The 5,423-nt window shown below is 70.4% G+C and carries 7 protein-coding genes; 2 read left to right on the forward strand and 5 right to left on the reverse strand.

Annotation, left to right across the window (positions count from 1 at the left end):
- On the forward strand, positions 1 to 398 hold a 398-nt coding region (locus JHD21_RS20190; protein WP_292678984.1), incomplete at its 5' end, for a CpsD/CapB family tyrosine-protein kinase.
- On the opposite strand, the gene JHD21_RS20195 is transcribed toward JHD21_RS20190, so the two are convergent.
- From JHD21_RS20195 to JHD21_RS20215, 5 genes are all read right to left on the reverse strand, one after another.
- Positions 331 to 615, reverse strand: a complete 285-nt coding sequence (locus JHD21_RS20195; protein WP_292678987.1) for a DUF2516 family protein — start codon at positions 613 to 615, stop codon at positions 331 to 333. The two genes, JHD21_RS20190 and JHD21_RS20195, sit on opposite strands and share 68 nt — an antisense overlap.
- A 32-nt stretch (positions 616 to 647) precedes the next feature.
- A complete protein-coding gene (locus JHD21_RS20200) occupies positions 648 to 1,469 on the reverse strand; it encodes a hypothetical protein (RefSeq protein WP_292678990.1) in 822 nt (273 codons plus the stop codon).
- Positions 1,470 to 1,539: 70 nt separating this feature from the next.
- Entirely contained in the window at positions 1,540 to 2,103 is a 564-nt protein-coding gene (locus JHD21_RS20205; RefSeq protein ID WP_292678992.1) for a hypothetical protein, read from the reverse strand.
- Positions 2,096 to 2,515 (reverse strand): helix-turn-helix transcriptional regulator, encoded by a 420-nt coding sequence (locus tag JHD21_RS20210; protein WP_292678995.1) that lies wholly within the window; start codon positions 2,513 to 2,515, stop codon positions 2,096 to 2,098. The genes JHD21_RS20205 and JHD21_RS20210 overlap by 8 nt, the downstream gene beginning before the upstream one ends.
- Before the next feature lie 149 nt (positions 2,516 to 2,664).
- Complete coding sequence (locus JHD21_RS20215) at positions 2,665 to 3,624, reverse strand: asparaginase (RefSeq protein ID WP_292678998.1); 960 nt, start codon at positions 3,622 to 3,624, stop codon at positions 2,665 to 2,667.
- A gap of 145 nt (positions 3,625 to 3,769) precedes the next feature.
- On the opposite strand from JHD21_RS20215, the gene cysC reads away from it, so the two are divergent.
- The coding region (gene cysC, locus JHD21_RS20220) for an adenylyl-sulfate kinase (protein WP_292679001.1) at positions 3,770 to 5,423 on the forward strand (1,654 nt) is incomplete at its 3' end.

The following is a 5,423-nucleotide window of genomic DNA, read 5'->3' on the forward strand; positions in this document are numbered from 1 at the left end:
CGCCCAACCCGTCCGAGCTCCTCCAGTCCCGCGCGATGGCCGACCTCCTGACCGAGCTGCGCGAGCAGTTCGACGTGGTCATCATCGACGCACCGCCGCTGCTCCCGGTCACGGACGCGGCACTGCTCGCCGCGATGTCCGACGGAGCGATCATCGTCGCCCGGCACGGGCGCACCACCCGCGACCAGCTCGCCCACGCCATCGAGAGGGTCGACGCGGTCGACGCCAAGACCCTGGGCGTCGTCCTCAACCTCACCCGCGGCAAGGACGGCGGGGACGCCTACGGCTACTCCTACAGCTACAGCTACGCGCCCCAGGTGGACCCGAAGGCTAGCGACGCGTCAGGCCGGCGAGGGCGGGACGCACATCGGCGAGGTAGACGAACGCCGCGATCGTGAAGGCCAGGCTCAGGATGAAGAGCCCGCCGCTGAACAGCAGCTGCAGGACCACCCCGAGTCCCAGGATGATCGTCCAGGCCGGTTTGGTGAGCTTGCCCGCCGCCTCGTAGCTCTCCGCCGAGAAGGTCAGGGAGCTGACGAACGCGTAGATCTTCACCGCGAGCAGGACGAAGAACACCGCGAGCATGATCCCGCCCTGGATGCCGAACACGTCCACGACGCCCAGCCTAGAGGGTCAGACCCACAGGCCTAGCCGGCCCGCACAGACTCGATGACTGCTGGGGCCTCGTCCGGGCCGGTCTCGACGAGCCCCCAGGACGCGAAAGGTCCGACCAGCTCGCCGGCCCGGGCCTTGGTCACGGCGGTCACCAGCCCGGTCGGGTCGACGACGAAGATCTCGTCACCGTCCCGGACCACCCGGAACTCCAGGGGCCCGGTCGCAGCCTCGAAGCTCCCCTCGGCGAGGGTCTCCTCACCACCCTCGGTGACCATCGACAAGGTCCACGTGCCAGGCGTGGCGACGAACCGCATGCCGCTCGGGAGCGGGTCGCCGGCCTCCAGCGCCTCAGCGGCCGAGGACTCCCACGCCATCAGCGCGGCGGAGCCGGACGACGGTTCGGGAAAGAGCACCCGGAACCCCAGGGAGCGGACGTCGGACTCCAGCTCGGTCTCGACCAGGCCGAGCCCGTCGGTCGCGCCGTCCTCGACGGCACCGTGGGTGAGGCCGGTGTCGGTCAGTCGCATCCGACTGACGTTGCTGGGCGAGTCGTAGGTCACCGCACCGTCGGGCAGGTCGTCGCCCTTGGTGAAGTCGGCGAGCCGCTGGTCCGGCACCTTGGGCACCTTGACGCTTTCACCGCTGGGCGACGGATCCGCAGCAGAGGCGGAGGGCTCAGGGGCGGTGCTGGACTCTGTCGGCGTGGCCAGCGAGGGCTCGTCACGGACGAGATTGGAGTCGGCGGCGGTCTCCCGGGTCAGCGCCAGATAGCAGAGCACCACGGTCCCGGCTGCCAACAGCAGCAGGACGACGTACTGAACCGACCGCGCACCAGTTTCCCGGACCCCCGTCACGCGGACACGGTATCCAACAGACACGAGACCCCTGCAGCACATAACTGCAGGGGTCTCGTCGTGGAGAAGGTCAGCTGACGGTCTTGGCCGCCGACTTCACCGTCTTCTTCGCCGCGGTGCCCGTCGCCTTGGCGGAGCTCTTGGCCGGGGACTTCTTGGCCGTCTTCTTCGCCTGCGTCGCGGTGGTCTTCGCCTTGGCCTGGGTGGTCTTGGCGTTGGTCACCGTCGCCTTGGTGGCGGGCTTGTTGCGGAACTTCCGGACGACGGTCTCGCCGCGCTTGGCGAGCTCCTCGTAGGTGTCGGTCGCGGTCTCGACGTTCTCGGTCACGAACTTCTGGGCCTCGGCCTGGAGGGCCGCCACCCGCTTCTCGATCAGCTCGCGGCGGGCCGCGGCCTCCTTGGTGGCCTGCGTCCGCAGGGCCTGCGGCTGGAGGTCGATCTCGTTGACGCTCTTCTGGACGTTCTTCTGCGCCTTGGTGAGGCGCTTCTGGGCGTCCTTCTGGAGATCCTCGAAGCGCTTCTGCGCGTCGGTGGCGAGCTCCTTGACGGTCTCGACCGCGAGGTCGACGACGCCGACGCCGGCGTGCAGCGTACGGGTCGCCTCAGTCTTGATGTCGAACTTGGTCTTAGCCATGTCCATCTCCTTCGGTTGTTTCGTGCTGGTGGGCGTCGTTCATGGCGAGGAACGACGAGTAGACGTCGAGCAGTGACTGCTTCTGGCGCTCGGTCAGCCCGGTGTCGCCGAGGATCGCGAGCTCCACAGAGCCCCCGACCCCGTCCTCCGGGCTGAGGATCCCGGCCCGGACGTACAAGGACTCCGCGGAGATCCGCAGCGCCTTGGCGATCTGGGCCAGCACCTCCGCGGACGGCTTGCGCAGCCCGCGCTCGATCTGGCTCAGGTAGGGGTTGGACACCCCTGCCTGCTCAGCCAGCTGCCTCAGGGAGAGGCGCGAGTTCATGCGCTGCTCCTTGAGGTAGTCACCAAGCGACTCGACAGCGCTGTTGACGCGCTCCCCGACCCGCTCGCCGACACTCACCTTGGCCATGTCTCCAGTCTGCTTGCTGGAGTTAGCAAACGCAAACTCAGAGCATGTATGACGAGTCACAACCCCCGCAAAACTAAGGAGTTTCAGCGCTAACTGAACCAGTCGGTGGTTGAGGTGCGAGGAGCTCCAGCAACGAGCCTCGAAACCACCTACAGGACGGCGCGGACCTCACCCACCGGCTCGCCGCCCCCAAGAAGTCGATGCACGCCAGTCGCACGCACCGCCTCGGTGTCGACCTCCGGCTCGACGTCCACCCCCGAACGCCGCAGCGCGGCCGCCATCACGACCGCCCGGGCCCGCTGGCCGCCGTCGTCGGTCTTGAGCGCGAAGGCGCGGCCATCGGGCAGTGCGACCGCGTAGCAGGACTCGGCGCCGGCCTTCCCGATTGCGCCTGGGATGGCGGTGAGCAGCGCCCGCTCGTCGCGCCGCGTGCCCGAGACCATGACGGGGTGGGCCCGGATCGCCTCGGCGACCCGGCGCCGGCTGCCCTCGGTGGCGGTCGCGACCGCCGCGAAGCCACGGGCCAGCCCGACCAGCGAGGCCGAGAAGAGCGGGGCGCCGCAGCCGTCGACCGCGGTGGCGACGACCGGCTCCCCGGTGAGCGCCACGAAGGTGTCGGCGAGAGCGACTTGCAGCGGGTGCGCCGGGTCGCGGTAGGTCGACAAGTCCCACCCGTTGAGGACGCAGGTGGCGAGCATCGCGGCGTGCTTGCCCGAGCAGTTCATCGCGATCGGCTCACGCCCGTGACCGTCACGCAGCCACACGTCCCGCTCCAGGTCGTCCAGAGGCACGTCCGGTGGCGTCTGGAGCGCCGACGCGCCGAGGCCCGCGCCCTCCAGGATCCGCCGGGCGCCCGCGACGTGCATCGGCTCCCCCGAGTGCGACGCGCAGGCCAGCGCCAGCAGGTCCTGCGGCAGATCCAGCCCGAGGTCGACCATCCCGACGGCCTGCAGCGGCTTGTTGCACGACCGCGGCAAGATCGGCGACGTCACGTCGCCGACCGACCAGTCCACCGACCCGTCCGCGGCCAGCGCCACGACGGACCCGTAGTGGTGCCCCTCCACGAAACCGGAGCGCACGACCTCGGCGATCACGACGGGCGCAGACACTGTTCCTCCTCGGTGGTTGAGGTGCGAGGAGCGCTAGCCCCTTCGCGCTGGTTGAGGTGCGAGGAGCGCTAGCGACGAGCCTCGAGACCTCGCAAGCCGAGGCTGGAACCCAACCGTAGCGACCGCCCCTGGCAGGATGACCGGCGTGTCCCAGCCCGTCCCGCAGTACTGCCCGTCGCCGGTCGAGCTGGACGACCTCGAGCTCCTGCTGAGCGGCGCCGTCCCCGGCGTCGGCGGCTTCAACCAGCCGGACAGCCCCATCACCCTGCGGCTCCCGGACACCGTGGGCCAGCAGGCAGCCGCGGCAGGCGCCGTCGAGCTCGTCGATCCCGAGGGCCTCCCGCTGGCCCGGGTCGCCTGGCCCGACGGCACGGTCGAGCCGCTCTCGCACGCGGCGTTCGGCCCGTTCCGGAATCTTCGCGTCACGCCCGAGCAGTTCCGGGCGGCGAACGTCGGGCGCACGGTGGTGCCGGTGACCGACGCCCTGACGACGAGCCAGCTGCATCAGGTGGCCGGCCTCGGGCAGGTCGCGCTGGTTGCACTGGTCGGCACGGGCACCCCGCGACTGTCCCCGGTGGCCCTGGTCCGTGCGACCCTGGCCGCAGCCGCCGAGCTCGACGACGCCGTCGTCGTGACCGTTCCGCTCGCCTCGCACGGAGACCCCGACACGGACCGCATGCTGCGGTGGGCGGTCCTGTCGACGTACGTCGACCACGACGCGCAACCCCCGCTGGTCGAGCTCGACGAGACCACGGACGTGATCTACCCACCCACGATCGCCGCCATCGTGAGCCAGGACCAGCCGCCCAAGGACGAGCAGGGCTTGGTCCTCTTCTTCACCGGCCTCTCCGGCAGCGGCAAGTCCACCCTCGCCCGGGCGCTGGTCGACCGGCTGCTCGAGCAGGGCAAGCGCACGGTCACCAGCCTCGACGGCGACGTCGTCCGCCGGCACCTGTCGGCGGGGCTGACGTTCTCCAAGCAGGACCGGGAGACCAACATCCGCCGGATCGGCTGGGTCGCCGCCGAGATCGCCCGGCACGGCGGCGTGGCGGTGGTCAGCCCGATCGCCCCCTTCGACGAGACCCGCCAGCAGGTGCGGGCGATGGTCGACGACGCCGGCGGGGCGTTCTTCCTCATCCACGTCGCGACCCCGCTGGAGGAGTGCGAGCGCCGGGACCGCAAGGGCCTCTACGCCAAGGCCCGGGCCGGCGAGATCCCGGAGTTCACCGGTATCTCGTCGCCCTACGAGGAGCCCGAGGACGCCGACGTCCGGGTCGACACCACCGGCCGCAGCATCGAGGCAGCGCTGGACGACGTGCTGGAGGCGCTGCGCGAGGCGGACTACCTCGACCTGACCCCATCGGTGGTTGAGGTGCGAGGAGCCCCAGCGACGAGCCTCGAAACCTCGCAAGCCGGCGCTGGGACTGCACCACAGCCCGCGAGCCCGGGCTGGGGGACGTCGGGAGCCGAGGTGATCGCCGCCACGTCCTTCCACGTGCTGTTCGTCTGCACCGCCAACATCTGCCGCTCCGCCTCGCTGGAGGCCCTGGCCCGGCACGCCGCACCGGAGGGGACCGACCTGGTCTTCAGCAGTGCCGGCACCCACGGCTGGACCGACCAGCACGTCGACGAGGCCATCCGGGCCGCGCTGCCGGCCGAGATCGACGCGACCGACTTCCGCAGCCGTCAGCTCACCAAGGACCTCCTGGACGAGGCCGACCTGGTGCTCACCGCGGAGAGCGCGCACCGCTCCCACATCCTCGACGAGCAGCCACAGCTGTTCCGCAAGGTCTACACGC

This window comes from Nocardioides sp. (genome assembly GCF_016462705.1).
In the GTDB taxonomy this organism is placed as follows: Bacteria; Actinomycetota; Actinomycetes; order Propionibacteriales; family Nocardioidaceae; genus Nocardioides.

What these genes read in the sequence shown, in the direction of transcription:
- JHD21_RS20210 (WP_292678995.1), bottom strand. Translation starts at nt 2,515, where the DNA reads ATGGCCAAGGTGAGTGTCGGCGAGCGGGTCGGGGAGCGCGTCAACAGC.
- JHD21_RS20205 (WP_292678992.1), bottom strand. Translation starts at nt 2,103, where the DNA reads ATGGCTAAGACCAAGTTCGACATCAAGACTGAGGCGACCCGTACGCTG.